The organism is Thermoactinospora rubra (genome assembly GCF_002093975.1).
GTDB classification, from domain to species: Bacteria; Actinomycetota; Actinomycetes; order Streptosporangiales; family Streptosporangiaceae; genus Nonomuraea; species Nonomuraea rubra_A.
The window spans coordinates 53,831-79,484 of record NZ_KZ084326.1; the positions used below are offsets into that span (position 1 = coordinate 53,831).

22 protein-coding genes and 2 pseudogenes are annotated in these 25,654 nt (G+C 73.1%); 12 read left to right on the top strand and 12 right to left on the bottom strand.

From position 1 onward, the window contains the following. Positions 1 to 88: 88 nt before the first annotated feature. From BSB02_RS04515 to BSB02_RS41960, 7 genes and pseudogenes are all read left to right on the top strand, one after another. Positions 89 to 1,549 carry a sugar transferase gene (locus tag BSB02_RS04515; RefSeq protein WP_240506176.1) on the top strand — a complete coding sequence of 487 codons (1,461 nt, stop codon included), beginning with the start codon at positions 89 to 91 and terminating at the stop codon, positions 1,547 to 1,549. Beyond that, positions 1,549 to 2,313 (top strand): 3'(2'),5'-bisphosphate nucleotidase CysQ, encoded by a 765-nt coding sequence (locus BSB02_RS04520; RefSeq protein WP_084957100.1) that lies wholly within the window; start codon positions 1,549 to 1,551, stop codon positions 2,311 to 2,313. Before BSB02_RS04515 ends, BSB02_RS04520 begins: the two co-directional genes overlap by 1 nt. A gap of 10 nt (positions 2,314 to 2,323) precedes the next feature. Beyond that, positions 2,324 to 3,238 (top strand): sulfate adenylyltransferase subunit CysD, encoded by a 915-nt coding sequence (gene cysD, locus BSB02_RS04525; RefSeq protein WP_084957102.1) that lies wholly within the window; start codon positions 2,324 to 2,326, stop codon positions 3,236 to 3,238. Between the two features lie 2 nt (positions 3,239 to 3,240). Then, entirely contained in the window at positions 3,241 to 4,506 is a 1,266-nt protein-coding gene (gene cysN / locus BSB02_RS04530; RefSeq protein ID WP_084957104.1) for a sulfate adenylyltransferase subunit CysN, read from the top strand. A 106-nt stretch (positions 4,507 to 4,612) separates the two neighbouring features. Continuing rightward, positions 4,613 to 5,506, top strand: coding sequence for a sulfotransferase family protein (locus BSB02_RS04535; protein WP_240506177.1), 894 nt, complete (start codon positions 4,613 to 4,615; stop codon positions 5,504 to 5,506). Then, complete coding sequence (locus tag BSB02_RS04540; protein ID WP_084957106.1) at positions 5,503 to 6,426, top strand: glycosyltransferase family 2 protein; 924 nt, start codon at positions 5,503 to 5,505, stop codon at positions 6,424 to 6,426. Before BSB02_RS04535 ends, BSB02_RS04540 begins: the two co-directional genes overlap by 4 nt. A gap of 254 nt (positions 6,427 to 6,680) precedes the next feature. Continuing rightward, positions 6,681 to 7,202, top strand: a pseudogene (locus BSB02_RS41960) (WecB/TagA/CpsF family glycosyltransferase); the annotation flags it as partial. A gap of 27 nt (positions 7,203 to 7,229) precedes the next feature. Here BSB02_RS41960 and BSB02_RS04550 read toward each other — a convergent pair. The 6 genes from BSB02_RS04550 to BSB02_RS04575 are packed head-to-tail and all read right to left on the bottom strand — an operon-like array spanning position 7,230 to position 13,668. Next, on the bottom strand, positions 7,230 to 8,132 hold the full coding sequence (locus tag BSB02_RS04550) for a sulfotransferase (RefSeq protein WP_084957108.1): 903 nt from the start codon (positions 8,130 to 8,132) through the stop codon (positions 7,230 to 7,232). Beyond that, positions 8,129 to 9,373 carry a lipopolysaccharide biosynthesis protein gene (locus tag BSB02_RS04555; RefSeq protein WP_240506178.1) on the bottom strand — a complete coding sequence of 415 codons (1,245 nt, stop codon included), beginning with the start codon at positions 9,371 to 9,373 and terminating at the stop codon, positions 8,129 to 8,131. The genes BSB02_RS04550 and BSB02_RS04555 overlap by 4 nt, the downstream gene beginning before the upstream one ends. Continuing rightward, positions 9,364 to 10,206 carry a sulfotransferase family protein gene (locus BSB02_RS04560; protein WP_084957110.1) on the bottom strand — a complete coding sequence of 281 codons (843 nt, stop codon included), beginning with the start codon at positions 10,204 to 10,206 and terminating at the stop codon, positions 9,364 to 9,366. Before BSB02_RS04560 ends, BSB02_RS04555 begins: the two co-directional genes overlap by 10 nt. Before the next feature lie 5 nt (positions 10,207 to 10,211). Further along, positions 10,212 to 11,114 (bottom strand): hypothetical protein, encoded by a 903-nt coding sequence (locus tag BSB02_RS42890; protein ID WP_084957113.1) that lies wholly within the window; start codon positions 11,112 to 11,114, stop codon positions 10,212 to 10,214. Continuing rightward, positions 11,111 to 12,379, bottom strand: coding sequence for an O-antigen ligase family protein (locus BSB02_RS04570; protein WP_084957115.1), 1,269 nt, complete (start codon positions 12,377 to 12,379; stop codon positions 11,111 to 11,113). The genes BSB02_RS42890 and BSB02_RS04570 overlap by 4 nt, the downstream gene beginning before the upstream one ends. Further along, positions 12,376 to 13,668 carry a hypothetical protein gene (locus BSB02_RS04575; RefSeq protein WP_158088554.1) on the bottom strand — a complete coding sequence of 431 codons (1,293 nt, stop codon included), beginning with the start codon at positions 13,666 to 13,668 and terminating at the stop codon, positions 12,376 to 12,378. Before BSB02_RS04575 ends, BSB02_RS04570 begins: the two co-directional genes overlap by 4 nt. 315 nt (positions 13,669 to 13,983) lie before the next feature. On the opposite strand from BSB02_RS04575, the gene BSB02_RS04580 reads away from it, so the two are divergent. Then, positions 13,984 to 15,000, top strand: coding sequence for a glycoside hydrolase family 26 protein (locus tag BSB02_RS04580; RefSeq protein WP_240506179.1), 1,017 nt, complete (start codon positions 13,984 to 13,986; stop codon positions 14,998 to 15,000). 7 nt (positions 15,001 to 15,007) lie between these two features. Here BSB02_RS04580 and BSB02_RS04585 read toward each other — a convergent pair whose 3' ends face one another. Both BSB02_RS04585 and cysC read right to left on the bottom strand, forming a co-directional pair. Next, positions 15,008 to 15,904 carry a sulfite exporter TauE/SafE family protein gene (locus tag BSB02_RS04585; RefSeq protein WP_240506180.1) on the bottom strand — a complete coding sequence of 299 codons (897 nt, stop codon included), beginning with the start codon at positions 15,902 to 15,904 and terminating at the stop codon, positions 15,008 to 15,010. Next, positions 15,901 to 17,085, bottom strand: a complete 1,185-nt coding sequence (gene cysC, locus BSB02_RS04590) for an adenylyl-sulfate kinase (protein WP_420855828.1) — start codon at positions 17,083 to 17,085, stop codon at positions 15,901 to 15,903. The genes BSB02_RS04585 and cysC overlap by 4 nt, the downstream gene beginning before the upstream one ends. Before the next feature lie 136 nt (positions 17,086 to 17,221). On the opposite strand from cysC, the gene BSB02_RS41245 reads away from it, so the two are divergent. Both BSB02_RS41245 and BSB02_RS04600 read left to right on the top strand, forming a co-directional pair. Beyond that, entirely contained in the window at positions 17,222 to 17,512 is a 291-nt protein-coding gene (locus BSB02_RS41245; protein WP_206184507.1) for a SigE family RNA polymerase sigma factor, read from the top strand. 46 nt (positions 17,513 to 17,558) lie between these two features. Continuing rightward, positions 17,559 to 17,816, top strand: coding sequence for a hypothetical protein (locus tag BSB02_RS04600; protein WP_084957120.1), 258 nt, complete (start codon positions 17,559 to 17,561; stop codon positions 17,814 to 17,816). Between the two features lie 34 nt (positions 17,817 to 17,850). Here the strand turns inward: BSB02_RS04600 and BSB02_RS04605 are convergent, their stop codons facing one another. Genes BSB02_RS04605 through BSB02_RS04620 form a run of 4 tightly spaced genes read right to left on the bottom strand, consistent with a single transcriptional unit; the run spans position 17,851 to position 21,390 of the window. Continuing rightward, the gene (locus tag BSB02_RS04605) at positions 17,851 to 18,558 is read right to left on the bottom strand and encodes a methyltransferase domain-containing protein (protein ID WP_240506181.1); all 708 of its coding nucleotides are present in this window, start codon (positions 18,556 to 18,558) and stop codon (positions 17,851 to 17,853) included. Positions 18,559 to 18,615: 57 nt separating this feature from the next. Beyond that, positions 18,616 to 19,377: an SDR family NAD(P)-dependent oxidoreductase gene (locus BSB02_RS04610; protein WP_084957124.1), complete on the bottom strand. Its 762-nt coding sequence runs from the start codon at positions 19,375 to 19,377 to the stop codon at positions 18,616 to 18,618. Beyond that, the gene (locus tag BSB02_RS04615) at positions 19,374 to 20,771 is read right to left on the bottom strand and encodes an MFS transporter (RefSeq protein ID WP_084957126.1); all 1,398 of its coding nucleotides are present in this window, start codon (positions 20,769 to 20,771) and stop codon (positions 19,374 to 19,376) included. Before BSB02_RS04615 ends, BSB02_RS04610 begins: the two co-directional genes overlap by 4 nt. Positions 20,772 to 20,808: 37 nt before the next feature. After that, entirely contained in the window at positions 20,809 to 21,390 is a 582-nt protein-coding gene (locus tag BSB02_RS04620) for a TetR/AcrR family transcriptional regulator (protein ID WP_084957128.1), read from the bottom strand. A gap of 168 nt (positions 21,391 to 21,558) precedes the next feature. On the opposite strand from BSB02_RS04620, the gene mfd reads away from it, so the two are divergent. Then, positions 21,559 to 25,047 (top strand): transcription-repair coupling factor, encoded by a 3,489-nt coding sequence (mfd, locus tag BSB02_RS04625; RefSeq protein WP_084957130.1) that lies wholly within the window; start codon positions 21,559 to 21,561, stop codon positions 25,045 to 25,047. Between the two features lie 18 nt (positions 25,048 to 25,065). Next, positions 25,066 to 25,653: pseudogene (locus tag BSB02_RS04630) on the top strand (SurA N-terminal domain-containing protein); the annotation flags it as partial. Position 25,654: the final 1 nt, after the last annotated feature.

The window sequence follows — 25,654 nt, forward strand, 5'->3', positions numbered from 1 at the left end:
CGCATATACCCGTTCACCTCTCCCACGCCTGGGCGGATCGCTACGCTCTGGTGGCTGTCGGTTGACGGATGGTCACGGGGAGGCGTGCGTGAGCAACGGCGAGGGGCTGCTGACCGTCGTCAGATCGGAGCCCGTGGTCGCCTGGCGGGCCGGCCCTCGCGAGCCCGGCTGGGTGCGCCGCTACCGGGTCAAGGCGTTCGGCGCCGACCTGGCGTGCGCGGGCGCGGGCGCCGCGACGGCGTTCCTGGCGCGGTTCGGCGAGGTCACGGCCTACGCCACGCCGTACGCGCTGATGAGCCTCGCGCTGCCGCTGGTGTGGGTGTGCGCCGTGGCGCTCAGCCGCGCCTACGAGCCGCGCATGATCGGCGTCGGGCCGGAGGAGTTCCGCCGCGTCGCACGCTGCGGCATGGCGTTGACCGCCGGGCTGGCCGTCTGCGCCTACGCCACCAAGACCGACGTCGCCCGCGGCTACGTGGTGGTGGCCCTGCCGCTTACCGTCGCGCTCACCCTGATCGCCCGGTACGGCCTGCGTCGCGCCCTGCACCGCCGCCGCGCCCGCGGGGAGTGCATGCGCAGGGTGGTGGCCGTGGGGCACCGCGCGGGGATCGCCGAGCTGGTGGAGCGCTTCCGCAAGGAGCGTTACCACGGGATGGAGGTCGTCGCGGCGTGCCTGCCGGACGACTGCGCCGACGAGCCCGTCGCGGGGGTGCCCGTCGCGGGCGGCTTCGCCGACGTGCCGCTGGCGGTGGCCCAGCACGGCGCGCACACGGTGGCCGTGCTGGCCTGCCCCGAGATGGACGGCCTGGCGCTGCGGCGGCTGGCCTGGCGGCTGGAGCGCACCAGCACCGAGCTGGTCGTCGCCCCCGCGCTGATGGAGGTCGCCGGGCCGCGCACGACGATCCGCCCCGCCGCCGGGCTGCCGCTGCTCCACGTGGAGCATCCCGAGCTCGCGGGCGCCCGGCAGCTGGTCAAGAACGCCTTCGACCGCGTCGTGGCCGGCCTCCTGCTGGTGCTGCTGGCGCCGGTGCTGGTCGCGCTCGCGACAGCCGTACGGCTGAGCAGCCCCGGCCCCGCGCTGTTCCGGCAGACCAGGGTCGGCAAGGACGGCAGGCCGTTCACGATCCTGAAGTTCCGCACCATGGCGCGCGACGCCGAGCACCGGAAGATCACGCTGGTCAGCGACCGCGACGGGGTGCTGTTCAAGATCCGCCACGATCCCCGGGTGACCCCGCTGGGCGCGAGGCTGCGGCGCCACTCCCTCGACGAGCTGCCCCAGCTGATCAACGTCCTGCTCGGCCACATGTCGCTCGTCGGACCGCGCCCGCCGCTGCCGGAGGAGGTCGCGCAGTACGGCGACGACGTGCGCAGGCGGCTGCTGGTGCGGCCGGGGATGACGGGATTGTGGCAGGTGAGCGGGAGGTCGGATCTGAGCTGGGAGGAATCCGTCCGGCTCGACTTGCGTTACGTGGAGAACTGGTCCCTCATGCTGGACCTGCAGATCCTGTGGAAGACTTGGTCGGCCGTCGCCCGTGGGCAAGGAGCTTATTGATGACGATCCGCGACGACCACGCCCTCGCCGCCGATCTGGCCACCGCGGCCGGCGAGCGGCTGCTCCAGCTGCGCGAGCGGCACGGCTTCGCGGACCCGCGGGCGCTGCGGGCCGAGGGCGACCGGTCCTCCCACCTGTTCCTCATGGAGTCGCTGGCGCGGCTGCGCCCCTCCGACCTGGTGCTGTCGGAGGAGGCCACGCGCGAGGAGCGCGGCGATCCCCGCAGGCGGGGGGCCGACAGGGTGTGGATCGTCGACCCGCTCGACGGCACGCGCGAGTTCGCCGAGGAGGGCCGCACCGACTGGGCGGTCCACGTGGCGCTGTGGGAGCGCGGCTCGCTGGCGGCCGGGGCGGTGGCGCTGCCCGCCCAGGGCCGCACGCTGAGCACGGCGGAGCCGCCCAAGGCGCCCGCCTACGACGGCGGCCGGTTCCGCATCGCCGTCAGCCGCACGCGCCCTCCGGAGTTCGTCCAGCAGCTGGCCTACCTGGTGGGGGCCGACCTCGTGCCGATCGGCTCGGCCGGAGCGAAGATCGCAGCGGTGCTGACCGGCGAGGTGGAGGCGTACGTCCACGCGGGCGGGCAGTACGAGTGGGACTCCGCTGCTCCCGTGGCCGTCGCCCTGGCCGCCGGGGCGCACGCCAGCCGCGTCGACGGCTCGCCCCTGACCTACAACCAGGATGACCCCACGCTTCCGGATATCCTTGTTTCCCTACCGGAACTGGCGTCATCCCTGCTCGCCGGAATCCGCGATCTGCACCGCTAGAGGAGTTCGGATGCTTCAGCGTGACTATACGACGTCACAACTCGACGTGTTGGAGGCCGAGGCCGTCCACATCATGCGCGAAGTCGCCGCCGAGTTCGAGCGTCCGTGTCTGCTCTTCTCCGGCGGCAAAGACTCCATCGTCATGCTGCGCGTCGCCGAGAAGGCGTTCTGGCCGGCGCCCATCCCCTTCCCGCTGATGCACGTCGACACCGGGCACAACTTCCCCGAGGTCATCGAGTTCCGCGACCGGCGGGCCGCCGAGCTCGGCGCCCGGCTGATCGTGGCCAGCGTTCAAGACTCCATCGACGCCGGCCGCGTGGTGGAGGAGACCGGCCGGCGCGCCTCGCGCAACCGCCTGCAGACCACCACGCTGCTCGACGCCATCGAGGACCACGGCTTCGACGCCGTCTTCGGCGGCGCCCGCCGCGACGAGGAGAAGGCGCGCGCCAAGGAGCGGGTGTTCTCCTTCCGCGACGAGTTCGGCCAGTGGGACCCGAAGAACCAGCGGCCCGAGCTGTGGAACCTCTACAACTCCCGCATCCGCAGGGGCGAGCACATCCGCGTCTTCCCGCTGTCCAACTGGACCGAGCTGGACGTGTGGGACTACATCCGGCGGGAGGGCATCGAGATCCCCTCGATCTACTTCGCGCACAAGCGCAAGGTGTTCGAGCGCGACGGGATGCTGCTGCCCGACTGCGACGTGGTGCCGCGGGGCGAGGACGAGCCGCTGTTCGAGGCCGTCGTGCGCTACCGCACCGTGGGCGACATGACCTGCACCGGCGCGGTGTACTCCACGGCGGCGACGGTCGAGGAGATCATCGAGGAGATCGCCGCCACCCGCATCACCGAGCGGGGCGCCACCCGTGCCGACGACCGCTCCTCCGAGGCCGCCATGGAAGACCGCAAGCGTGAGGGCTACTTCTGATCATGGACATTCTGCGTTTCGCCACCGCCGGCTCCGTCGACGACGGCAAGTCCACCCTCATCGGGCGCCTGCTGTTCGACTCCAAGGCGATCTTCGAGGACCAGCTGGAGGCCGTGGAGCGCACCTCGCGTGACCGCGGCACCGAGTACACCGACCTGTCGCTGCTGACCGACGGCCTGCGCGCCGAGCGGGAGCAGGGCATCACCATCGACGTCGCCTACCGCTACTTCGCCACCCCGCGGCGCAAGTTCATCATCGCCGACACCCCGGGGCACATCCAGTACACCCGCAACATGGTCACCGGCGCCTCCACGGCCGACCTGGCGATCATCCTCATCGACGCCCGCAAGGGCGTGCTGGAGCAGTCGCGCCGCCACGCCTTCCTGACCTCGCTGCTGCGGGTGCCGCACCTGGTGCTGGCCGTCAACAAGATGGACCTGGTCGACTACAGCGAGGAGCGGTTCGAGGAGATCCGCGAGGAGTTCACCTCCTTCGCCTCCAAGCTGAACGTCACCGACCTCACGTTCATCCCGATCTCGGCGCTGCACGGCGACAACGTGGTCTCGCGGTCGGAGAACATGCCGTGGTACCAGGGCTCCTCGCTGCTGCACCACCTGGAGAACGTGCACATCGCCTCCGACCGCAACCTGGTGGACGTGCGCTTCCCGGTGCAGTACGTCATCCGGCCGCAGCGGGCCACCGACCCGGCGCTGCACGACTACCGCGGCTACGCCGGCCAGGTCGCCGGCGGCATCCTCAAGCCGGGCGACGAGGTGCTGCACCTGCCCTCGGGCCTGACCACGCGCATCGCCGCGATCGACACCTACGACGGGCCGATCGAGGAGGCCTTCCCGCCCATGTCGGTCACCCTCCGGCTGGAGGACGACATCGACATCTCGCGGGGCGACATGATCTGCCGCCCGCACAACCAGCCGCACGTCGCCCAGGAGCTGGAGGCGATGGTGTGCTGGATGACCGACGCCGTACGGCTGGCGCCGCGCTCCAAGCTGGTGATCAAGCACACCACGCGCACCGCGAGAGCGCTGGTGCGGGACCTGCACTACCGGCTGGACGTCAACACCCTGCACCGGGACGAGAGCGCGACCAGCCTGGGGCTGAACGAGATCGGCCGCATCTCGCTGCGGGTGACGCAGCCGCTGTTCGTGGACGAGTACGCGCGCAACCGGCTGACCGGCGGGTTCATCCTGATCGACGAGGCCACCAACGGCACGGTCGGCGCGGGCATGGTCGTGGAGGCTCGCGCCTGACGCCCCCGGGGCGGACCCGAAGGTAGATCGTTTGGCCGTTCGGCAACCCTCTGATTACTCTCCGCGCTAATATTTGCACGGTCCGTATCCATCGGTGGAGAGGCCCGTGCCTGTGACAGCCCCCCGGGTGATCTTCTTGGGCGGCCTCGGCCGCAGCGGCACCACGCTGCTGGAGAGGCTGCTCGGCGCCCTGCCCGCGGTCGCGCCGCTCGGCGAGGTGGTGCACCTGTGGGCGCGCGGCGTGCTGGCGGACGAGCCCTGCGGCTGCGGCGAGGCGTTCGGCGGCTGCCCGTTCTGGCGTGAGGTCGGCGAGCGCGCGTTCGGCGGCTGGCCGGCCCCGCTCGCGCGGCGCATGCTGGGCCTGCGGCACCGCGTCGACCGCACCCGCCGCATCCCCTTCGTCGGCCACCCGTCCCTGGAGGAGTACGTCGCCGGCTACCGCCGCGTCTACACCGCCGCGGCCGAGATCGCGGGCGCCCGCGTGGTGGTCGACTCCAGCAAGCACGCCTCGCTGGCGTTCTGCCTGCTGTCCGGCGGCGTCGACGTCCACGTCGTCCACGTGGTGCGCGACCCCAGGGCCGTCGCCCACGCCTGGCGCAAGACCGTCGAGCGCCCCGAGGACGGCCGCCCGATGACCCGCTGGGGGCCGCTGCGCACCTGCCTGCACTGGACGGCGCAGAACCTGGCGCTGGACGCCTACACCGGCCCCGTCACCCGCGTGCGCTACGAGGACCTGCTGGCCGACCCCCGCGCCACGCTCTCGCGCCTGGCCGCGAGCCTGGGCCTGGAGGCGTCGCTCGGCTTCCTCAGCGGCTCCACCGCCTGGCTCGGCCCGGCCCACACGGTCTCCGGCAACCGGCTGCGCTTCGCGGTCGGCCCCGTGGAGCTCTCGCGCGACGACGCCTGGCATGACGCCCTGCCCCGCGCGCAGCAGACCCTCGTGGCCGGGCTGACGTGGCCGCTCATGGTCCGGTACGGCTACCGCGGAGCGGCCGCATGACCCCGTCGGTCGGCGTGGTGATCCCCACGGCCGGAGGCCGCCCCGCCCGGCTGCGGGCGGCGGTCCGGGGCGTGCTCGCGCAGGACTACGCGGGCGAGACGGAGCTCGTCGTGGTGGCCGACGGCGCGGCCGAAGACAAGATTGCCGAGGACGTCGCCGACGCGCTCGCGCCGCGCGACGCCCACGCCCCTCGCGTCCGGGCCCGCGTGCTGCCCAACCGGCTCAGCCCCGGCCTGCCGGGCGCCCGCAACACCGGCATCGCCGCCCTGTCCACCGAGCTGGTCGCCTTCTGCGACGACGACGACATGTGGCTGCCCGGCAAGCTCACCGCCCAGGTCGCCGCCCTGCGCGCCGCCGGCGCCGAGTTCGCGGCGTGCGGCATCGAGGTCGAGTACGGCGGGCGCCGCGTGCCGCGCCTGGTGGGGCGCGACCGCGTGACCAAGGACGATCTCGTCAGGTCCCGCATGGTGATGGTGCACTCCTCGACGTACCTGTTCCGGCGCGGCGGCCTGTGGGCCGACGAGAGCGCGCCGGGCGGGCAGAACGAGGACTGGGACCTCGCGCTGCGGGCGGCCAAGCGCAATCCCATCGCGTTCGTCGACCGTCCCCTCGTCCGGGTCCGCTGGGGCGCCTCGCACTACGCCACCCGGTGGGCCGACCGCATCGCCGGGCTGGAGTGGATGCTCGCCCGGCATCCTGAGCTGGCCGTAGACCCGCGCGGCGCGGCGCGGGTCTACGGCCAACTGGCCTTCCACCACGCGGCCCTGGGCCGCCGGCGCGAGGCCGTGCGCTGGGCGGGCCGCGCCCTGGCCGCCCGGATCGGCGAGCCGCGCGCGCCGCTGGCGCTCGCCGTGGCCGCCGGCCTGGTGCCGGCGCACGCGATCCTGTCGGCCCTCCACGGCCGGGGGCGGGGCATTTGACGCCCCGGCCGCGCGCGGGCGACCTCAGCGTGCCGCGCCAGCGCACCCCCGAGGACCCGCCGGGCCCGCGGGGAGGCGGGCGGCCGCGAAGGGCGCGCGTGGTGGTCGCGGGGCTGGCGCTCGACCCGCTCACCGAGAACGACGTGGTGGAGCACGTCATCGCCGAGCTCGCGGCCGGGCGCGGCGGTCACGTCGTGACGCCCAACATCGACATCTGCCGCGCCGTGTCCAAGGACCCCGCCCTGCGGCGGCTGGTGGCCGCGGCCGAGGTCGTCGTCGCCGACGGGATGCCCCTGGTGTGGGCGTCCAGGCTCCAGGGCACCCCGCTGCCCGAGCGCGTGACCGGCGCGGACCTGATCTGGTCGCTGAGCAAGGCGGCGGCGCGCGCCGGCTACCCGATCTACCTGCTCGGCGGCCCCCCGGGAGTCGCCAGGCAGGCCGCCGACCAGCTGACCTCCTGCCATCCCACCCTCCACGTGTGCGGGGTGGACGCTCCGCCGTACGGGTTCGAGACCACCCGCGACGGCGTGGCGCGCATCCGGCGGCGGGTCACCACCGCCGGGCCCCGGATCGTGTTCGTGGGCCTCGGCTTCCCCAAGCAGGACAGGCTGATCGCCGAGCTGCGCGGCGACCTGCCGGGCACGTGGTTCGTGGGGTGCGGGGCGGCCATCGCGTTCGCGGCGGGCGCCACGGCCAGGGCGCCGGAGTGGATGCAGGACCACGGCCTGGAGTGGCTGTTCCGCCTTGCGGCCGAGCCGACCCGGCTGGCCAGGCGCTACCTGCTCGACGACCTGCCCTTCGCGCTAGGCATGCTCGTGCGGTGCCTGCGCCAGCGCACGCACGCGAAGGATCTCCTCGGCGCTCAGCCCGCGCCCGGCGGCCTTGAGGGCCAGCCGCGAGTCCATGGGACGGTACCCGGTCCGCGACAGCCCTGACCAGGAGAACGCGCCGGACCCTGGGCCGGGCCCGGTGCACGCCCGCAGGATGCGCCGCTCGGCCCGCCTCGACCACGTCAGCCCGCACACCTCGTACAGCTCGCGGAACCCGCCCAGCGGGTCCGACGCCAGCGCCTCGTAGCTCACGACGTGGATGCCCGGCGTGCCGAGCAGGACCGACCGCGTGAACCGCCACAGCGCCACCGCCTTGGCGATCCGGTCGCCGCAGTCCGCCAGGGGCCGCAGCTCCAGCACCGACGGATGGTCGCGCACGAGCAGCGGCTGGTCGAGCAGCTGGTCCAGGTCGGCGGTCCAGCCCAGCCGCCGCCAGCTGGCCACGAACCCCACCGGATCCCGCACGAGCGCCACCACCCGGCAGCCCAGCCGCGCGGCGAACCATCCGGCCGACAGCACCGCGAAGGGGTCGTCGAGCAGCGCCCGCCGCCCGGTGAGCCGCCCGCGGGCGAACGCCGCGCCGTAGCGGACCATCCTGGCCAGGTCGTACGGCGAGCGGTTGGCGCGCAGCTCGGCCAGGAACCGGTACCGCAGCGCCACGGTGTCGCGGAAGGCGGGCAGCCAGTCGCCCTCGTTGGACTCGCAGATGTACTGGAAGCGATGCGTCACCGTCGCCCTCAGCACCCCGGGGCAGCGGCCGGGCGGATGCTGGGGGTTGAGCGGCTCGTTGACGTAGGTGAGCTCGCCGGAGGCGGCCAGCATCTTGCCGGTCCAGCTGGTCCCGCTCCGCGGCAGCCCGGTGACCAGCACGGTCATGTCGCCGCCCAGGACAGCGCGGAGAGGCTGTGGCGGCCGAAGGGGCGCAGGCCGTAGCGCTGGTGGAGCTGCCACAGCGGCAGCAGGTTCTTCACGACCACCCCGCCCGCCCAGCCGAGCGCCGCCCCCAGCGCGCCGTGGGCGGGGACCAGCGCCACGTCGAGCAGGACCGTGACCGCGACCGCCGCGGCGAGGTTGCCCAGGCTCGCGGTGGTGTGCCCGGCCGCGGTCAGCACCACGTCGACCGTGCCGCAGGCCGTGGCCAGCATCATGGTGCCCGCCAGGACCAGCGCCACCGGCACGGCCGAGCCGTACTCCTGGCCGAAGATCCGCAGCAGCCACGGCGCGACCAGCGCGTAGCCGAGCCAGACCGGCCAGGTGAGCAGCACGAGCCACATCGTGGTCGTCTGGTACAGCTGCCGCGCCCTGGCCAGGTCGCCCTCGGCCAGCGCCCTGACCAGGCGCGGCTGGACGGGCTGCGCCAGCCCCTGGCCGGCCAGCTGCCCCACGACCTTGAAGCGGGTGGCGGCGGTGTAGACGGCGGCCTGCGCCGGCCCGCCGAGCGCGGCCACGACCACGATGTCGAGCCGCTGGAAGACCGCCTGGATGGCGCCGGCGAGCGAGCGCGGCGCGGTGTGCCGCCACAGGTCGCGCCCGGTGCCCGGCAGGTAGGGCGTGCGCGGCGCCCGCCCGCGCAGCCCGGCCGCCGCCAGCACCACCACCGGCACGTACGGCAACGCCCACGCCGGCGGCAGCCGGCCGGGGTCCCCGAGCCACGCCGCGCCGGCCACGAGCGCCAGCTGCAGCACCGGCAGCAGCAGCCCGTCGCACAGGACCGTCGGGCGCATGGAGCCGAACCCGCGCGTGGCCGCCAGCAGGATGTCCGCGCAGACGACGAGCGGCACGGCGGCGGCCAGCACGCCGAGCATGGGGTGCAGCAGCACCCCGGCCGCGACGGCGAGCGCGACGGGCGGCACCAGCGCCGCCCGGATGTATCCGGAGACGCCGCGATAGTCGTACGTCTGGGCCCGCGCGATGAAGAAGATCAGCCCGTTGCCCGCGTCCAGCCTGGCCACCCCGGCCGCCATGAGCGTCAGGGCGACCGCGGTGAAGAACGCGCCCGCCTGCTCGATCGGGAAGGCCCGCGTGACCACGACGACCATGAGGAACTGCGCCAGCGCGCCGGCCGCGGCCCCGGCCACCCCGGCCAGCCCGCCGCGGGCGAGCCGGCTCAGCGCCACGACGGGTCACCGCCCAGCCAGCGCACCAGCTGCGTGTCGTAGACCTCGAAGTGGTCCATCAGCGCCTGCCGCAGCGACTCGGGCAGCGGCCTCGGCCGCGGCCTGCCGTTGTAGCGCTCGAACAGCGGATACCCCATGGGCGGCACGCCCAGGAAGTCCAGCACCTCCTCGTAGACGGCCTGCGGGTGGGCGAAGAAGCGATGGCTGTCCACGACGAGGATGCGCTCCCTGCCGAACAGCGGCTCCAGCCGGTCCAGCTGCTCGGCGTAGCGGCCGCGCGCCAGGTAGGCGTGGTGGCGGTGGGAGTGGTGGACGGCGTGCGGATGGGCGCGCAGGAACTCCTCGGCCCCCGCCAGCCGCGCGCACTCCAGCTCGACGGCGTACTCGAAGCTCGGCTCGGTCTCGAACCCCCGGGCCAGCTCGTGGGCGTGTGCGGAGAACGCCCGCTCGACGGGGTCGCGCACCAGGACGACGAGCTTGACGCCCGGCAGGTCCCTGGCGATGCGCTCGCCGGCCAGCGGGTGGAACAGGTAGTAGGGCGAGGACTCGAACGCCAGCGGCCGCCCGCCGTACCGCCTCCTGACCAGGGCGGCGCCGACGGTCAGCGGGAAGTGGGCGCGGTACCAGTCCGGGCCGCGGTCGTAGGCGATGTCGAAGTAGTGCACGCCTTTGTGCAGCACGGGCTTGAGCAGCAGGGGATGCTGGGCCAGCGCGCGGTACAGCGAGGTCGTGCCGCACCGCTGCGCGCCGACGATGAGGAAGGACGGCAGCACGCGCCGGGCTGAGGTCAGCCGCCCGGCCGTCCTCGACACCGACAGCACCGAGCGCTTCATGGCGTTCAAACCAGCGACTCCTCGTAGTCGACCAGCGGGGTGAGCCAGCGGCCGGTAGGGCCGAGCGGCTCGTGGCCGTCGGCGGCGTGCCGGTCGGCCAGCGTGATGAGGTAGTGGAGGGCGGCGCGCCGGGCCTCGTGCGCGGACAGCCCGAACTCGGCCATCGTCCGCGGCGCCCGCGCCAGGCACGCGCGGGCCGCCGTGGCCGGGTCCATGCGGCGCAGGCACCGGTGGAACAGGTGGTGGAGGGCGTCGAAGCCGTACGGCACGCCGGTCCCGTAGCGCTCCCAGTCCCACACCAGCAGCCGCCCGTCGGCCGACGGCGCGATGTTCCACGGGGTCAGGTCGCCGTGCCAGGCGTACGGCTCGCCGTCGCCGGCGATCTCCTTGACCGCCTCGACCAGCAGGCGCTCGGGCACCTTGCCGGAACGCGCGGGCAGGGGCGACAGCACCAGCACCTCCAGGCCGCGCCAGCTGCCGTGGTGCAGCACCGTGGGCGGCATGACCGTCTTCAGCGGCCGGTCGGCCAGCGCGGCCAGCGCCGCGGCCTCCGCCTGGACCAGCTCGCGGGCCCGCGGCGTGTCGCCGATCTTGGCGTAGGCGAGCAGCCCGCGGCCGTCGCGGACCTCCAGCACCGGCTTGCGGTTGGCCCGGCGCGCCGGGCGGGCGTGCAGCACCGCGCGGACCCGGGCGCCGAGCACCTCGCCGAGGTGGCTCTCGATGGAGTCCTCGACCGGGAGCATGAGCCTGGGGCCGAGCGCGGCGTGCCACCAGCGGCGCGGGGCCAGGCGGCGGGGCAGGGCCGGGTGGGGCAGCAGGGTGTAGGGGCGGTAGCCGCCCGAGCCGGGGAAGAGCGCGTCGATCGTCTGGCGCAGGTAGCGCACGCGGGCGTGGGCATCGGACCTCATGACGCCTGGTTCCTCCAGAGCAGCGCGAAGGAGATGAGATAGAGGCTCAAGGGCGACACCAGGCCGTCGTAGACGACCATGTAGAGCAGCACCAGGAGCATGACGAGCACCCCGGCCAGGCCGATCGGGCTGCGGTCGCGCCAGTGCCGCCGGACGGCGCCGGCGAAGAAGGCCACATACAGCAGCGCCCCCGTGAAGCCCTGGGTGATGAGCAGGTGCCACAGCTGCCCGTCGCTGCCCAGCGGCGGGTGGCCGCACTCGGGGCACCAGCTCGTCTTGCCCGTGGTGATGGACCGGTGGTTGCCGAGGGCGTTGCGGGTGTTGCCGTAGCCGATGACCGGCGAATGGGCCGCCGCCTTGATCGTGGCGGTCACCGTGAAGGCGCGGATGTCGTTGCTGTGCGGGTTGTCCAGCCGCTGGGCGACCAGCGTGGACAGCGGGCTGAGGGCGAACGCCAGCGCGCCGGCCGCCACGGCGGCGCACAGCGCCAGCCGCGTGCGGCGCACCCGCACGATCAGGTAGGCCACCGACAGGGCCAGGCCGATCCACAGGCCGCGGTTGAGCGAGTAGACCACCGGGACCGCGGCCAGCCCGGCCAGCGCCACCGCCAGCGCCCTGCGGTACGGCCCGCCGTACACCCACCAGCCGACCACGAACCACACCAGCAGCACCGACAGGTTGGCCCCCCAGGCGTTGGCCCACTCGAAGGGCGCCTCCGGCCTGGGGGAGGCGTAGCCGAGCACCTTCTGGGTCTGCGCGGCCGTGGGGTGGATGAGGTTCTGCACGAACGGGTTGGCGGCCACCCAGTCCGGCAGCAGCCGCTCGACCGGGGAGGTGTAGGAGAAGCCGGGAGCGAGCACGCCCAGCAGGCCGCCCGCGACCGTGGTGACGAACAGCGCGCCCAGCATCCTGACCAGCCTCAGCTGCGGCAGCTCGCGCTCGCTGAGGTTGACCAGGTAGAGCACCATGACGATCAGGGAGGCGTGGAGCAGCAGCCGCATGAGGTAGCCGGTGACGCGCCCGGCGCTCAGCTCGCCGTATGTGCCGGGCGGGGTCTCGCCGAGCATGACGGAGCTGATCAGGAAGCCGCACATCAGCAGCAGCCACAGGCCCATGCCCTTGGGCAGGACGATCGGCCGGCGCCGCCACAGGATGACGGCCATGGGGACGGCCAGCACGATCACCGACAGCCCGCCGAAGCCCAGCGCCCACCACACCGGGTAGCCGACGAGCAGGGCGGCGATCGGCCACGCGGGGCCGGTCATGGGCCGGCCGGGGCATCGTCCTGGCCGCGCGGGCGCGGGGAGGGAATCGGTGAGGAGATCACGGCCATGGGCGTGGTCTCCGACGAGTCGGCGCAGCGGCCGCCCGCGACCAGCTTGCCCAGGCCGCTCTCGGGTCCGGGGACCGGTTTGGGCGGCGCCGCGCGCGTCACGACCGCGCCGATCACGGGCACGTCGTGCCGGTGCAGGTGCCGTACGGCTGCCGCGACCTCACGCGCGTCGGCGCGGGGCAGCCGGACCAGCAGCGCCGCGGCCTCGGCCACGGCCAGGTCGTGCACGCCGGACCCGTCGAGCATCGCCAGCGGCGCCTTGACCGGCAGCGTGGCGCACGGCTCCGGCGGGACGGCCCGCACGAGCAGCGAGGCCGCCGCCCGCGCCCGGCACAGGGCCACCAGCGAGGAGGCCAGCTCGTGCGGGTCGGCGGGGCCGGACAGGTCGGCGAGCACCGGCAGGCCGGTCAGCCGCTCCACGTCCTCGGCCGTGCGCAGGCGCGTGTCGAGGCGGTCGCGCCCGAACGCCGCGGCCGTGCCGGCGAGCAGCCCCAGCATCAGGCCCGACCCGAGGTAGAGCGGCGCGCTGGGCGAGCTGGGCGCGGCGGGCGGCGTGGGCTGGCTGATCACCGAACCGGGGGTCACGGCGAGGGTCTTGAGCGAGTCGTACCTGGCCGTCAGTCCGGCCGCCTGCCTGCCGAGCAGGGCCTGCCGGTGGGCGGCGAGCGTGCGGGCCGCGCTGCCCTTGTCGAGCGTCTCCAGCTGCCCGGCGACCTCGCGCAGGCCGGCGTTGACCCGCTTGAGCTTGGCCAGGACGGCCTGCAGCTGGGCGGCGACGGCGGCCCTGGCCGTCTCGGCGCGGTGGGCCAGGTACGCCTCGGCGTAGGCGCGGGCGTGCGCGGCGGCGGTGGCCGGGTCGGCGGAGGTGACCGCGATCGAGAGAACCGAGGAGTTGGGCGGGACGGACACCTCGGGTGTCCCGATCGCGGTGGTCCCGGCGAGCCGCGCGGCCTTCGCGGCCACCACGGCCGACATGGCGATCCGCGCCTCGGTGTCGAGGTTGAGCGCTTCGCGTTGCCGGTTGGTCACCTGGTTGGTCTGGTCGAGCACGCCGGTGGGCGTGACCAGCACCTCCGCGTGGGCGGTGTAGGCCGCGGGGGTGAGCCGCCACAGCGCCAGCGCGCCCAGCAGGCAGGCGAGCAGCGGGCAGGCCAGCGCGAGGCGCCGCCTGCGCAGCAGCGACAGGAGCGCTGCCAGGTCCGTGCCGTGCGTCTGGGACATGCCGTGTTGACTCCGCGCTGTCGATTGGCGACTCTCGGTCACTATAGGGTGAGCAGGCATTTCCTCGACTGAATACTGAAGATTTCCTTGGAGGATCTTGGGGGGTGGAGGTGGAGCGGGAAAGCCGTCTTATCCGGATATTTCCGGGATTATCCGTCGCGCCGGGGCTCGGAGGCGGAGTGGCGAGGTGGAAGGCCACATCGCGGGCGCCCATGAATGTGTCAGAGTGTCGCAGCCGCGACAGGGGGCGTTGCGCCAATGGGGAGTGGGAAATCCATGCATCGAACGCTTAGTTTCCGAAATCTGGTGCTTTTCGTGGCGCCTGCCGTACTCCTCGGGGGATGTTCGGGGGCGGAGGGGGCGCGCAGGGACACCGCCACGAGGACGGCGTCCGCGCCGGCCTGCTCGGTGTCGGCCAAGCTCATCCCGACCTGCGGCGCGTGGTGGGGGATCGCGCCGGAGGTCTTCACCGGGCTGCGCGTCGGGCCCGCGCTGGAGCGGGCCGAGCGCCGCATGCGCCGCCCCGCGGACGTGCTGCACGTCTACCACCGGGGCGCGGAGCTGTTCCCCACGCGGCAGGAGATCGCGCTGGCCCGCGAGCCGGACCGGCCGCGGCTGCTGCTGATCAACTGGAAGCCGTCCTTCGACCACACCTGGGCGCACATCGCGGCGGGGGCGCTCGACGCGCGCATCGACCGGCTGGCCGCGCACATCCGCGCCGCCTTTCCCGAGCGCTTCTTCCTGACCGTGCACCACGAGCCGGAGGACGACGTCGACCCGGCGCCGGGCTCGGGGATGACGGCCGCGGACTACGCGGCGATGTTCCGCCACGTCGTGCTGCGGCTGCGCGAGCGCGGCGTGCGCAACGCGGTGACGGTCATGACGTACATGGGCGCGCCGAACTGGGCGTCCAAGCCGTGGTTCGAGGAGCTCTACCCCGGTGACGACGTGGTCGACTGGGTGGCCATGGACCCCTACGTCGACGGCCGGGTCCAGGACTTCGGCGGGCTGGTGAACAAGGTCCGCGCCGACTATCCGGCCTGGCCGGGGTTCTACCGGTGGATGCGGGACCGCTTCCCCGGCAAGCCGATCATGGTGGCCGAGTGGGGGGTGTTCGAGCGGCCGGGAGATCCGGGGTTCAAGGCGGCGTTCTTCGAGAACGTCCGCACCCAGATCCGGAAATATCCGCAAATCAAGGCGATGGTCTACTTCGACTCGCCCCGCGCCCCGCGAGGCGACACGCGCTTCGACGCGACCCCGGCCGCGGCCGAGGCGTTCGCGGCCCTGGCGCGGGACGCCTACTTCGCCGCGACGCGCGTCCCCCGGTCCTGACGGCCGCTCAGGCTCCCACGGGCTCGGTCTCGATCTCGCGCCGGCGCTCGGTCCGCCTGGCCTTGAGCCGCCACACCAGCACCCCGGCGGGTACGGCCGCCGCCAGCAGCCACAGCGTCACGGTGGTCGGCACGTTCAGCAGCTTGAGCGCCGAGGCCAGCAGCACGTAGGCCAGCAGCGCCCGGATGATCCCGGCCGGGGCCCACGCCGAGATCCGCGCCCCGAGGTAGACGCCCGGGATCGACCCTGCGAGCAGCGACAGCGTCAGGTCCAGCCGGAAGTCGCCGTACAGCAGGTGGCCCAGCGCCGCCGCGGCGACCAGCGGGACGGCCTGCACCAGGTCGGTGCCGACGAGCTGGTTGGCCTTGAGTGCGGGGTAGAGGGCCAGCAGCGCGACGATGATCAGGGAGCCGGAGCCCACCGAGGACACGCCGACCACGAGACCGCCGACCATACCGACCAGTAGAGTAGGTATAGGGCGCACGGAAACCTCCGTGGCCTGCGCCGTGCCGCCCCTGTCGCCGACGAGCGTCTTGGTCACCAGGCCGGCCACGGCCAGCAGCAGCGCCCCGCCCAGCGCCGTCTTGACCGCCTGCTGGACCGCCTCGCCCTCGCCGAAGGCCCTGATGAGGAACACGCCGCAGAAGGCCGCCGGCACCGAGCCGACGCACAGCCAGGCGACCATGCGCAGGTTCACCGTGCCGCGCCGCAGGTGGACCAGCCCGCCGACCGGCTTCATCACCGCCGAGGTGACCAGGTCGCTGGAGACCGCGGCCAGCGGCGGCACGTTGAAGAACAGCATCATCATGGGCGTCATCAGCGCGCCGCCGCCCATGCCGGTCAGGCCGACCACGATCGCGACGAGGAATGATCCGAGGACGAGGGGCAGCTCGAGCTCAATCAACGGATGTAACCTCCGGCTCTGATCGCGTCCAGGACACGGCTCACCGCGGCCTCGATCGAGATGTGGGTGGTGTCGACGACCAGGTCGGCGTCCTCCGGCTCCTCGTAGGGGTCGGAGACGCCGGTGAACTCGGGGATCAGCCCGGCGCGCGCCTTGGCGTACAGGCCCTTGCGGTCGCGCCGCTCGCACTCCTCCAGCGGCGTGGCGACGTACACGAGCATGAAGTCGGCGCCCACCGCCTCGACCATCTCGCGCACCTCGGCCCGTGTGGCGGCGTAGGGCGCGATGGGCGCGCAGATGGCCAGCCCGCCGTGACGCGCCGCCTCGGCGGCCACGAAGCCGATGCGCCTGATGTTGAGGTCGCGATCGGCCTTGGAGAAGGTCAGGCCCTTGGACAGCAGGTGGCGCACCACGTCGCCGTCGAGGTAGGTGATCGTGCGGCCGCCGAGCTCCAGCAGCGCGTCGCGCAGGCCGCGGGCGATGGTCGACTTGCCGGAGCCGGACAGGCCGGTGAAGAACACCACGAGCCCCCGCCTGTGGGGCGGGCCGGGGATGGCGACGGGCTCGGGGCCCGGGTAGTGCTCGGCCGCCCCGTAGTTCTCGGCCACGCGCTCGCGCAGCTCCAGGTCGATCTCCGGGTCCTCGCGGGGCGCGAGCGGCACGGCGACGACCATCGTGTCCTCGGGGAGGCGCTCGGCGGCCTTCAGCGCCGCCCGCACGACCGCGGGGCCGGCTTCGCCGTACACCAGGGGCATCAGCAGGATCACGGCGTCCAGCTCGCGCGCGGTCTCGACGATCTCGTCGAGGGAGTCCAGGGGGCCGCGCATGGTGACGGCCAGCGCGGGCCGGCCGTCGAGCTCCTTGCGGACCTCCTCCGGGGTACGGCGCAGCCGCGCGAACGGCCCGTGCTCGATCGGGCCCAGCGCCCTGACCTCGCCGGTGGCCACGTCGAGGGCGGCCAGCGGGACGCCCTCGGGATCGAGCAGCGTGACATCGTCGCCCACGTCGTCGGGGAGGTGGATGGTGACGGGGGCGGGCCACGGCGTGCCGTCGAGGAGGGTGCCGTGCTCGATGACCGAATGCGCGTCCTCGTGCCCCATGAACCCGGTCAACGGGTGGAAGGCGCCGGAGAGCAGCAGCTCCAGGTCGGCGAGTTCGCGCGCGTTCGGGGTCCACTCCACGTATGGCATCCAACTATTCCGATCAGCTTGGTAGGAAAGACTCTAACGTGTGAGCCAAGTGTTGCGGAAGACAGGCATAGCGAGGCGGCTGTCGCCGCGTCTGGGAGGGTGACATCCAACTTCCCTGGAGGTGATCGTGGACGCCGCAGACGAACGGGGCTTCCGCGACTTCGTTTCGGCGCGCTCGCCCGCCCTCATGCGCCTGGGCTTCCTGCTGACGGGAGGGGACCAGCACGCCGCGGAGGACCTCGTCCAGGCGGCGCTGGCCAAGCTCGCGCCGCGCCAGCGGACCGTGCTCGTGCTCACGTCAGGTACCGCCGGACGGGCGGGAACGGAGCCGCAAGGCTCGAAAGCCTGTGGAGACCCGGTAAGACCACCACCGGTGGCTCTGGCCGGTGAAGCAGGAAGCCGCAGAAGTGCCGCATAGGCGGCACAGGCTGAGTCTTCGGCATTCACGCCGGAGAGCGCGTCAAGTGGACTACACCGGGCGGAACGCGGTGTCGCCCGAGGGGACCAAGATGCTGACCGGCGACGGGCTGCCCACCGAGGTCGTCGACCGCGACGGGAACGTCCTGGGTCGGCAGCGGCTGCTCCAGCAGTGGGCCTGGGCGGACGACGACAACGTCATCGGCCTGGGCTGCGCGGGGCAGTGCGAGGATGAGTTCCACAGCGCCATGGTCGTCACCAGCGTCGACGGCGAGGACGTGACCCAGCTCGGCGCCTACCAGTAGGGCGAGGAGGGCAGGTGGCATCCCGTGCTGACGCTCAGATGAGCCGGGCGAAGTGGTTCTGCGGCTTGCGGATCACCATCGCCACCTCGTCGTACGCCGCGGTGTAGCGGCCCCTGGTGAGCTTGTCCGCCAGGGTCACGGCGATGGTGCCCAGGCCGCGCATCGCCGGCCCGCTCGTGGCCGTCACGTCGTCGGTGACCATCAGGCCGCGCGCCAGGCAGAAGGCGTGCATGCCGGCGCGCGAGGTCACCCGCTCGTAGACGGCCGGGAGCGGGCCCGGCGTGCCCGCGGGCACCAGGTGCCGCCACAGCAGCCGGCGCAGCCAGCCGGGGGTCAGCCGGTCGCACAGGCCGTAGGCCGACCGCCGGTCGCGCATGCGCAGCAGCAGCAGGCCCCCCGGGCGCAGGCTGTTGACCATGCGGTCGAGGACCAGCTCGGTGTGGTGGATCCGCTCCAGGAGGAAGGAGACCACGACGACGTCGAACGACCTCGGCGGGATCGGCGCGGACCGCAGGTCGCCCAGGCTCCAGGCGTCCAGGTCCTCGCGCCGCTCGACGACGCTCCTGACGGGCGCGAGGTCCTCGTCGACGCCGACGACGCGGGCCTCGACGCGATCGAGGGCCAGCTTGGAGTCGTGTGCGCATCCGGCGTACAGCACGTCCAGCCGCCTGCCCAGGTGCTCGCTCCACTGCTCGCGAATCCGCTGACCGAAAAGGTCGCGTCTCAATGCCTCAGTGCGCATGTCACTCAGAGTAATACGTCGTGACCCTTCGTAGGAATTCCTCGCTCGCTGTTCCCGCTACGCCGTGACGCCTCCGTCGATGACGAGGTCGTGGCCCACGGTGAAGCCCGCCTCCGGCGAGGCCAGGAACAGCACGGCCGCGGCGACCTCGGCCACCCGGCCCACCCGCCCGGCCGGGACCAGCGGCGCGATCCGCGCGTTCCGCTCCTCGTCGCTCTCGCCGGGCAGCGCGGACATCGGCGCCTCGACGGGGCCGGGGCTGACGGCGTTGACGCGGACGCCGTCGCGGACGTGGTCACGGGCGGCGGCCCGGGTCAGCGCGCTGACGGCCGCCTTGGCGGCGGTGTAGGCGGCGAGCAGCTCGCGCCTGCCGTGCGCGCCGATGTTGGAGGCGGTGTTGACGATCGCCCCGCCGCCGTTCGCCCGCATGTGCCGGATCTCGTGCTTCATCGACAGGAACACCCCGGTCACGTTGACCTCCAGCACCCGGCGCCACTCGGCGGCGTCGAGGTCCGCCAGGGGGCCGACGGGACCGAGGATTCCGGCGTTGTTGTGCGCGACGTGCAGGCCGCCGTGGCGGTCCACGGCCGTGTCGACCATCCGCGCGACGTCCTCCTCGCGCGTGACGTCGGCGACGACGTAGCTCGCTCGCCCGCCGTCCTCCTCGACGAGCTTGACGGTCTCGGCGAGGCGCTCCTCGGTGGTGCCCGCCACGACCACGGTGGCGCCCTCCCGGGCGAACGCCCTGGCCGTGGCGCGGCCGATGCCGCTGCCGCCGCCGGTGACGAGGACCACCTTGCCGGTGAAGCGTCCGGTCATGATCTTTCTCCCATCCACGAGACGATTGCCATGGCTACGAAGGCGGCGGCGGCCACGGCCAGGGCGAAGCCGTACCGGGCCGGGTTGCCGCCGGAGAGCGCGACCAGGGCGGCCAGCCCCACGGCGGGGCCGACCTCCATGGCCGTGTTGACCAGGCCGCCCGCCAGGCCCGCCTGATCGCCGGGGACCCCGTCGGTGGCGCGGACCGTGGCGGCGACGAAGGTCAGGCCGACGCCGAGCGGCAGGACGAGCAGCCCGGCGGCCAGCGTCGGCCCGAACGGCGCGATCAGGGCCAGTCCAGCCGCCGCCGTGGCCAGGCCCGTCACGAGGACGGCGCGCGTGCCGAACCGGCCGACCAGGCGTGCGGCGGACGCTCCCGTGGCCACGAGGACCACGCCGTAGGGGACGACGGCGGCCGAGGTGGCCGCCGGGCTGAGGCCGCGGACCTGCTGCAGGTGCAGCGAGAGGAAGAACAGGCTGCTCGCCATGGCCGCCGAGCCGAGCAGGATCGACGTCAGGGCGAGCGCCCGGCGGCGGGAGGCCAGCAGGCGCGGCGGCACCAAGGGGGCGGGGGCGCGCCTCTGCGTGACCGCGAACGCCGCCAGCAGCGCGGCCGCCACGCCGAGCCAGCCGTACCCGCCGGTCACGAGGCCGAAGCTGAGCGTGCTCAGGCCCGCCGTCGCCAGCGCCGCACCGCCGAGATCCAGGCTTCGCGGTACGGCGGAGCCGCCCCGGACGCGCTTCCGGGCGCCGAAGCCGCCTTGGACGCCGCCTTGGGAGCGGTCTTGGGCGTCGCTTTGGACGTCGGCGCGGGCGCCGTCCCCTGCGCCGGCTTGGGCGGCCACCGGCGTCGTGCGAGGGAGCAGCCGGGGCGCCGCGGACAGGACCGCCGCCGAGCCGAGCGCGGGCAGCGCGAACGCCCACCGCCACGATGCCCACTCGGCGAACACGCCCGACAGCGCCAGGCCCAGCACCGCGCCGATGCCCGCCAGCCCGCCCCACGTGGCGGTCGCCCTGGCGCGCCGCTCCGGCTCCGGGAAGACCGCCGGGAGCAGGGCCATCGCGGCCGGCGCCGCCAGGGCCGCGCCCACGCCCTGCGCGAAGCGGGCCGCCAGCAGCACGGCCGGTCCCGGCGCGAGCGCGGCCACGGCCGACGCCGCTCCGAACAGGCCGACCCCCGCACCGAAGGCGCGCCGCCCGCCGTACAGGTCGGCCAGCCGCCCGCCGACCAGCAGCAACCCGCTGAACGCCAGGCCGTAGGCGACGCTCACCAGCGCCAGGTCGTCAGCCGTGAGGCCCAGCGAGCGCTGGATCTCCGGCAGCGCCACGGTGACGACCGTGATCGCGGAGATCAGCATGATCTGGACCGAGCTCAGCAACGCGAAAGCACGCATATTGAACCGATCGTTCTAGTATTTGGGCGTGAAAAACTCACTCGAGGACCCGCAGGGCCTGCTCCGCGGCGTCGCGCAGCCTGGCCGGGTTGTCCGAGCTCTTGCCGATCACCCGCATGCCCTGCAGGACCGTCAGCAGCAGCCGGGCCAGCGCCCGCGGGTCCTTGCCGGCGGGCAGCTCGCCCTGCGCCTTGGCCCTGGTGAGCGCCGAGGTCAGGGCGGTCTCGACGAAGTCCCAGTTCTGCTCGACCCGCCGGGCCACGACGGGGTCGTGCGGCGCGACCTCCACGGCCGTGTTGACCACCAGGCAGCCGCGCGGCGCCGTGGCCGGGTCGGTGCTCTCCTCCAGGTAGAGCTCGACGAGCCGCCTGATCGCGGGCAGGACCGGGCCCGGCTGGGACAGCAGGCCGACGAAGTCGACGCCGTTCTCCAGGTAGCGCTCGTAGGCCTTGAGGTAGAGCTCGCGCTTGCCGCCGAAGGTGGCATAGAGGCTGGCCCGCCCGATCCCCAGGTGCTCGACGAGGTCGGACATGGAGGTGGCCTCGTAGCCGCGCTCCCAGAACAGCTCCATGGCCTTCTGGAGGGCGGCGTCCGGATCGAACTCCTTGGTCCTTGCCATGGTCCGACCGTAGCTCTTTTTGGAACGAACTGTCAATTTCGCTGGTGCCGTACGGCTCAATCGAGCGGAACGACCGCACGGCTGCGACTACCCTGGAACCCACAGACCCCCACGACTTCGTTCGGCCGGGGGTAGTCGTGTTGCCTTCGTGGGGGTTGTGGCGAAGCAATGAGCCTTACCGGACTGCTCGACCTGGTCTGCGCCGACCCGAAGCTGGCCGCCGCGCTCCAGGCGGACGGCGACGCGGCGCTGGTGGCCCCGTCGTCCCTGCGCCCGTTCGCCGTGGCCGCCCTGGCGCGGCACGACCACCGGACCGTCCTTGCCGTCACCGCGACGGGCCGGGAGGCCGAAGACCTCGCCGCCGCGCTCACCTGCCTGCTGGAGCCCTCGGCGGTCGCCGTGTTCCCCGCCTGGGAGACGCTCCCGCACGAGCGGCTCTCGCCCCGCAGCGACACCGTCGGCCAGCGCCTGGCGGTCCTGCGCAGGCTCGCCCATCCCGTCAAGGGCGACCCCGCGGCCGGTCCGCTCGGCGTCATCGTCACCCCCGTCCGCGCGCTGCTGCAGCCGATCGTCAAGGGACTGGGCGACCTGGAGCCGATCCGCCTGAAGGCGGGCGACGAGGCCGACCTTGAGGACGTGGTCCAGCGGCTGGTGGACAACGGCTACCACCGCGTCGACATGGTGGAGCGGCGCGGCGAGGTCGCGGTGCGCGGCGGCCTGCTGGACGTCTTCCCGCCCACCGAGGAACACCCGCTGCGCCTGGAGTTCTGGGGCGACACGGTCGAGGAGATCCGCTGGTTCAAGGTCGCCGACCAGCGTTCGCTGGAGGTCGCCCAGGACGGCCTGTTCGCGCCGCCGTGCCGCGAGCTGCTGCTGACCGAGCAGGTCAGGGCCGAGGCCCGCCGGCTGGCCCGCGAGCACCCCGCCCTGGCCGAGGTGCTCGACCAGCTCGCCGAGGGCACCCCGGTGGAGGGGATGGAGGCGTTCGCGCCCGCCCTGGCCGGGGAGATGGACCTGCTGATCGACCACCTGCCCCGGCACTCGGCCGTGTTCGTCTGCGACCCCGAGCGCATCAGGAGCCGCGCCGAGGAACTGGTCAGGACCTCCCAGGAGTTCCTGGAGGCCTCCTGGATCAACGCGGCCGCCGGCGGCGAGGCGCCGATCGACCTGGGCGCCGCCGCCTTCCGCACGCTGGAGGAGATCCGCGGCCACGCCGACGCCCTGGGCCTGCCGTGGTGGACGCAGTCGCCCTTCGGCGGCGGGGTCGAGCTGGAGGCCCGCGACAGCGAGTCCTACCGCGGCGACACCCGCCGGGCGCTGGAGGACATCAGGGCCTGGCTGGGCGAGGACAAAGCAGTCGTCCTGCTGAGCGAGGGCCACGGCCCCGCCGAGCGCATGGTCGAGCTGCTGCGCGGCGTCGACGTCCCCGCGCGGCTGGTCGAGGCGCTGGACGCCCCGCCGGAGCCGAAGGTCGTCCACGTCACCACCGGCCTGCTGGAGCACGGGTTCATCACGCCGTCGCTGGCCGTGCTGACGCACCTGGACCTGGTCGGGCAGAAGGCCTCCACCAAGGACATGCGCCGCCTGCCCTCCCGCAGGCGCAACATGGTCGATCCGCTGCAGCTGAAGGTCGGCGACTACGTCGTCCACGAGCAGCACGGCGTGGGCCGCTACGTGGAGATGGTCCAGCGCACGGTGCAGGGCGCCACCCGCGAGTACCTGGTCATCGAGTACGCCAAGGGCGACCGGCTGTACGTGCCGACCGACCAGCTGGACGAGGTGACACGCTATGTCGGCGGCGAGGCGCCCACGCTCAACCGCATGGGCGGCGCCGACTGGGCCAAGGCCAAGTCGCGGGCCAGGAAGGCGGTCAAGGAGATCGCGGGCGAGCTGATCAGGCTCTACTCCGCCCGGATGGCGAGCCCCGGCCACGCCTTCGGCCCCGACACCCCCTGGCAGCGCGAGATGGAGGACGCCTTCCCCTACGCCGAGACCGCCGACCAGCTGGCCGCCATCGACGAGGTCAAGCGCGACATGGAACGCCCCGTGCCGATGGACCGGCTGATCTGCGGCGACGTCGGCTACGGCAAGACGGAGATCGCCGTGCGGGCGGCGTTCAAGGCCGTGCAGGACGGCAAGCAGGTGGCCGTGCTGGTGCCCACGACGCTGCTGGTGCAGCAGCACATGTCCACCTTCACCGAGCGCTTCTCCAGCTTCCCGGTCGTCGTCAGGCCCGTCTCCCGCTTCCAGAGCGACGCCGAGGTCAGGGACACGCTGGAGGGCCTGCGCGAGGGCAAGGTCGACGTGGTCATCGGCACCCACCGGCTGCTCAACCCCGAGGTCCGCTTCAAGGACCTGGGCCTGATCATCATCGACGAGGAGCAGCGCTTCGGCGTGGAGCACAAGGAGGCCATGAAGCACCTGCGCACGCAGGTCGACGTGCTGGCCATGTCCGCCACGCCGATCCCGCGCACGCTGGAGATGGGCCTGACCGGCATCAGGGAGATGTCGACCATCCTCACCCCGCCGGAGGAGCGCCACCCGATCCTCACCTTCGTCGGGCCGTACGATGAGAAGCAGATCGCCGCGGCCGTCCGGCGCGAGCTGATGCGCGACGGTCAGGTGTTCTTCGTCCACAACCGGGTGGCCTCGATCAACAAGGTGGCCGCCCGGCTGCGCGAGATGGTGCCCGAGGCCCGCATCGCGGTCGCGCACGGCCAGATGAACGAGCACCAGCTCGAGAAGATCATGGTGGGGTTCTGGGAGCGCGAGTACGACGTGCTGGTCTCCACCACGATCGTGGAGTCGGGCCTCGACGTGCCCAACGCCAACACGCTGATCGTCGACCGCGCCGACACCTACGGCCTGTCGCAGCTGCACCAGCTGCGCGGCCGCGTCGGCCGGGGCCGCGAGCGCGGCTACGCCTACTTCCTGTACCCGCCGGAGCGCCCGCTGACGGAGACCGCGCACGAGCGGCTGGCGACCGTCGCCCAGCACACCGAGATGGGCGCGGGCATGTACGTCGCGATGAAGGACCTGGAGATCCGCGGCGCGGGCAACGTGCTGGGCGCCGAGCAGTCGGGCCACATCGCGGGCGTGGGCTTCGACCTGTACGTCCGGCTGATGGCCGAGGCCGTCCAGGAGCAGAAGGCCAAGCTCGAAGGCAGGCCCGTGGCCGAGGAGCAGCCGGAGGTGCGCGTCGAGCTGCCGATCAACGCGCACATCCCCCACGACTACGTCACCTCCGAGCGGCTGCGGCTGGAGGCCTACAAGCGCATCGCCGCCGTCGCGGGCGAGGACGACATCACCGCCGTGCGCGAGGAGCTCACCGACCGGTACGGCAAGCCGCCGGTCGAGGTGGACAACCTCCTGGAGGTCGCCCGCTTCCGCATCAAGGCGCGCAGGGCCGGGCTGACCGACGTCACGGTCCAGGGCCAGAACATCAAGTTCGGCCCCGTCAGGCTCAAGGAGTCGCAGCAGGTCAGGCTCGACCGGCTGTACAAGAAGGCCGTCTACAAGCAGGCCGCCGAGACACTGCTGGTGCCCGTGCCCAGGACCAAGCCGGTGGGCGGGCAGCCGCTGCGCGACCTGGAGCTGCTGAAATGGTGCGGCGACCTGGTCGAGGCGATGTTCCTGGAGCCCGCGAGGGTAAGCTAGCCGCGGTTTGTTCGGAAAGGGACCAACGTGAAGTCGATTCGAATGGCCGCTGCCGCTGTGGCGGCAGGCGTCGTGCTGACCGCCTGCTCCTCGCCCATGGAGGCCGGGGCCGCGGCGATCGTCGGCAACGAGCGCATCTCCGCGAGCGAGCTCAACGACAGCGTGAGCGAGCTGCGCTCGGCGCTGGAGCGGGCGAAGATCCCCGAGGCGCAGCTCCAGCTGCCCGCGACGCAGCGGGTCCTGCTTCAGCTGACCAGCCTGTCGCAGTTCCGCCAGTTCGCCGCCAAGTCGGGCGTCACCGTGACCGACGGCGAGATCGACAAGGCGATCACCGAGCAGGGCGGCATGCAGCGGATCGAGCCGGCGCTGCTGGCCGAGGGCGTGCCCCCGTCGCGCATCCGCGACTGGATGGGCGCCGTGGTGGCCTACAACAAGCTCCTGACGCAGTACGGCGGGCAGAACGAGGCCGCGCAGCAGAAGCTCGGCCAGGCGCTGTCGAGCGTCAAGGTCACCTACAGCCCGCGCTACGGCAAGTTCGACCCCAGCCAGGGCTTCGTCGACGCGGGCCGCTTCACCAAGGCCGCGTCGCAGCAGCAGCAGGGCTGAT